The organism is Syntrophales bacterium, assembly GCA_030655775.1.
Taxonomy (GTDB): Bacteria; Desulfobacterota; Syntrophia; order Syntrophales; family JADFWA01; genus JAUSPI01.
This window is the reverse complement of record JAUSPI010000210.1, coordinates 1-3,528: the sequence shown is the minus strand read 5'-3', so window position 1 is coordinate 3,528 and position 3,528 is coordinate 1. Positions and strand designations below refer to the sequence as shown.

Genomic DNA, 3,528 nt, shown 5'->3' with positions numbered 1-3,528 from the left:
GAACCCGGATGAAAGAAAATAGAACCGGACTCTATGGCATAGGCCCGGTTGGCTATTTTACACTAAAAAGCCGACAAGTCTGTGAACTGCGTATGCTTTTTGAAGAACTATGTTGCTACAGTTGTATCCGCTATAAATTCTTTACACTTATATCAAATATCCACTTGAGACTTTTTTTAATCGGCTTCTGAAATGGGTTCACCTCTAGATGTAAAGGAAATACCCTGTTGAGACTGGGTCCCGATCATGACCGTCTCAATGATGGGGGGATTGGATTTTTCCTTTGCTTTCCATTTGACGATGAAATTAGCTCCGGACCCTCCGGCCGTATCTTTCTGGCTGATAATATAGCGGGTTGAAGAAAGGGGAACAAGCTCTATGGGATCTTCGATGAAATTTTTAAGAAATTTCCCCTGAGTTTCATAGTAACTTACCTCAGTGATGGTAATCGGGTTGGAAAGATCAATATTCCGGATACTGAGGGTGATAGCCAAAAGGTAAGGTGTTTCCTTGTTTCCTATATAAATATGGGAATATGCGGGGACATAGACTGTTTGACCCTTTAACGCTTTTACCCGGGTTTCCGCTTCAACCTGAGCCGTAAATATAGTGAACAAGACTAATAAAAAAACGAAATTTTTAATTTTCATACATACCTCCAGTTGGGCCTTGATCATCGTTTCGGCCAGTGGTATGGAGACATCAAAAATGGAAAGTGTAACCGATTGAAATGATGATGAATTTAAGAATAAAAAATATGTAATAAATCTAGACAGTTACAAATAACTAGTTTATATACTGGAAGTATGACTCTAATTTTACTGCGCATAGCAGAAAGACAAGGCAAGAGGTAGCTGATTCCCTGGCAAAATTTGAATCAGCTGGTGACACAAAAAGTCAACGTCAAATTGCAGAAGAGATTGGCATACCGCGTTCAACGTTGCAGCACTGGATTGCTCGGAAAAATCATATTGATGCTGATCCTGAACTTGTTTCCTTCTTTGAGTCACCGGTTGGAACGGCATTTTTGCATCGATTGGTTCATGGAGTCCATTTTGTAATGACCATGTCAGGTGCCGGTAGTATTCGTCATGTCTGCCAATTGCTCGAATTAACAGGCCTTGATCAGTTCGTTGCGTCATCCTATGGGGCACAATACGACGTCTCTGCAAAAATGGAGCAAGCCATTATCAAGTTTGATCATTCTGAAAGAGAGCGATTAGCTGCATCAATGCCGCCAAAGGAAATAACCGTCTGCCAGGATGAGACGTTTCATCCGGAAACGTGCCTTGTTGCCATAGAACCTGTTTCCAACTTTATTCTTCTGGAAAAATATGCTGACAGCAGGAAAGCTTCTGAATGGACAAAAGCTATGGAAGAAGCCACATACGGACTGCCGGTATCAATCGTGCAGTCCACCAGTGATGAAGGCAAAGGGATTCTCCACCATGTCAAAAGTGATCTGGGAGCTCAACATTCACCCGATGTGTTTCATGTCCAACATGAAATCGTCAAAGGAACAAGTGCTGTTCTGGCCAGCAAGAAGAAAAAAGCAGAGAAACGCCTGGAACAGGCAGCTGAAGAGGTTCAACACTGCATTCTGGAGAAGGAGGCTTACCTTCAGACACAGCATGGACGCGGACGTCCTCCTCAGTTTGACAAACGGATTGAAACATCACTGCAAAACCAGGAAGATGCCAAACAGGATTTGGAGTTTGCTGAGTCGCATCAACAACGGATGAAAGAGGCCATTCAGAATATTAGCAAGGTGTACCATCCTGTAGACCTCGAAACTGGAAAATTAAGACAAGCCGATCAAGTTTTTGAATCTTTGAATGAGTGTTTCGAGTCAATGGAATCAGTAGCCTCAGAGGCAAACCTATTGGATCGTAGTTTAAAAAAGATTCAAAAAGCGAAAAAAGTAGTCGTGGATATGGTTGCTGCTGTCCTTTTTTACCACATGACCATTCAGGCGAAGATTGAAGCCCTTTCTTTACAGTTGAAAGTGGAACAGGCTATCATGGATAAGCTGATACCGGGTCTTTATCTAAAGCGTGTGTCAAGGCAGGCAAAGAGCGCTGATGATCGCCGACGGTTACATGATAAATCCTTTGATATCCTGCAATCTTTACAGGGCGATAACAGTCCTTTCATTGGTTTGAGTTCTGAAGAATTGGAATTGATCGAAAAAGTAGGAAAAGAATGCGCAAATTTATTTCAGCGATCAAGTTCATGTGTAGAGGGCAGGAATGGTCAATTGTCTCTGCGTCATCATGGTCTTCATCGGCTCAGTAGCCGGAAACTGGCAGCCCTTACTGCAGTTCACAATTATTTTATAAGGAGGAGAGACGGAACCACGCCGGCCGAAAGATTTTTCGGAACCAAGCCAAGGGAACTTTTTGAATTTTTACTCAGCAGTCTTGATCTGCCCGGCAGACCTGCACGGGGCCGAGCATGAACTTGTGGCCGAAACGATGATCAAGGCCGGAATTATAATAAAGGAAGATCCGCACATTCTTACCCTCATTCTTGATGGTATTTCAAATACATTATTTTTTAAGCATATAGAAACTCCTGATAAATATGAAATAAAGCCGGAAACAGTTCTAAATATTTTCTACAATAAAATAATTATGGATAAAATTGATAATGGGGCAATATAACATCAAAAAAATAGGAATAAATGGAATGCTAAAAAGCAAAAACAATATTGTACTCGCCTGGATTTTGGTAATGAGTATGTCATTTATCTTTTCGGGTTGTAACCGGGAAGCAGACATGGCAGTCAACAAAGAATTCACTGTTCATGCTCTTTCGGTGACGATGGTTATGAATGAAAAGTTTCCTGTCTATTATTCAACGATTGGCTCAGTGATCTCTGATGATCGCATACAAATTACCTCGCGTATTACCGGCTATATTCATGAAATTTCAGTACGGGAGGGGCAAAAGATACGCAAAGGAGACCTCCTTGTTTCGCTGGACAGTATGGATATTGAAGGGGCAATACAACAGGCGGAATCGGCAGTAAATAAATCCCGGTCAGCGCTGAAAGATGCTCAAATCGATTTTGAGCGTTATGAAGTACTTTTCAAGGAAGGCAGCGTTGCTGAAAATACATTAAGAAAGATACGTCTGCAAAGAGATATCAGCCGGGAGACATTGCATGCAGCTCTGGCGGCCCTTGAAACAGCGAAATCTCAACGACAATATATCCTGATCAAAAGCCCGGTGGATGGCGTTGTTGTTGAGCGACAAAAACGAGCGGGTGATCTTGCCGCCCCAGGCTTTCCCATCATTTCGATTGAATCGGAAAAAGCGCTTCTTTTCAAGTCATTTGTTCCGGAAAGCCAAATTCAAAAGCTTGTTCAAAATGACAAGGTCACCGTTGTCATTGATGCCCTTAACAAGACATTAAACGGCCATATCTCAAGGATCGTTCCTTCAGGAGATCCGGTAACCAGAAGTTATGAAATAAAAATTAGCCTGAATGACCCAACAGGTCTCCTGCCGGGAATGTTTGGCCGT

5 protein-coding genes are annotated in these 3,528 nt (G+C 42.3%); 4 read left to right on the top strand and 1 reads right to left on the bottom strand.

Features of this window, described 5'->3' with window-relative positions:
* Positions 1–191: hypothetical protein (locus Q7J27_11180; protein MDO9529705.1), on the top strand; the 191-nt coding region annotated here is incomplete at its 5' end.
* On the opposite strand, the gene Q7J27_11175 is transcribed toward Q7J27_11180, so the two are convergent.
* The gene (locus tag Q7J27_11175) at positions 177–650 is read right to left on the bottom strand and encodes a DUF3124 domain-containing protein (protein MDO9529704.1); all 474 of its coding nucleotides are present in this window, start codon (positions 648–650) and stop codon (positions 177–179) included. The genes Q7J27_11180 and Q7J27_11175 overlap by 15 nt on opposite strands.
* A 290-nt stretch (positions 651–940) precedes the next feature.
* Between Q7J27_11175 and Q7J27_11170 the strand changes: the two genes are divergently transcribed.
* The 3 genes from Q7J27_11170 to Q7J27_11160 form a co-directional block, all read left to right on the top strand.
* Complete coding sequence (locus Q7J27_11170) at positions 941–2,458, top strand: DUF6399 domain-containing protein (GenBank protein ID MDO9529703.1); 1,518 nt, start codon at positions 941–943, stop codon at positions 2,456–2,458.
* 16 nt (positions 2,459–2,474) lie between these two features.
* A complete protein-coding gene (locus Q7J27_11165) occupies positions 2,475–2,663 on the top strand; it encodes a hypothetical protein (protein ID MDO9529702.1) in 189 nt (62 codons plus the stop codon).
* 25 nt (positions 2,664–2,688) lie between these two features.
* A partial coding sequence (locus Q7J27_11160) for an efflux RND transporter periplasmic adaptor subunit (protein MDO9529701.1) occupies positions 2,689–3,528 on the top strand: 840 nt, incomplete at its 3' end.

What these genes read in the sequence shown, in the direction of transcription:
- Q7J27_11175 (MDO9529704.1), bottom strand. Translation starts at nt 650, where the DNA reads ATGAAAATTAAAAATTTCGTTTTTTTATTAGTCTTGTTCACTATATTT.
- Q7J27_11165 (MDO9529702.1), top strand. Translation starts at nt 2,475, where the DNA reads ATGATCAAGGCCGGAATTATAATAAAGGAAGATCCGCACATTCTTACC.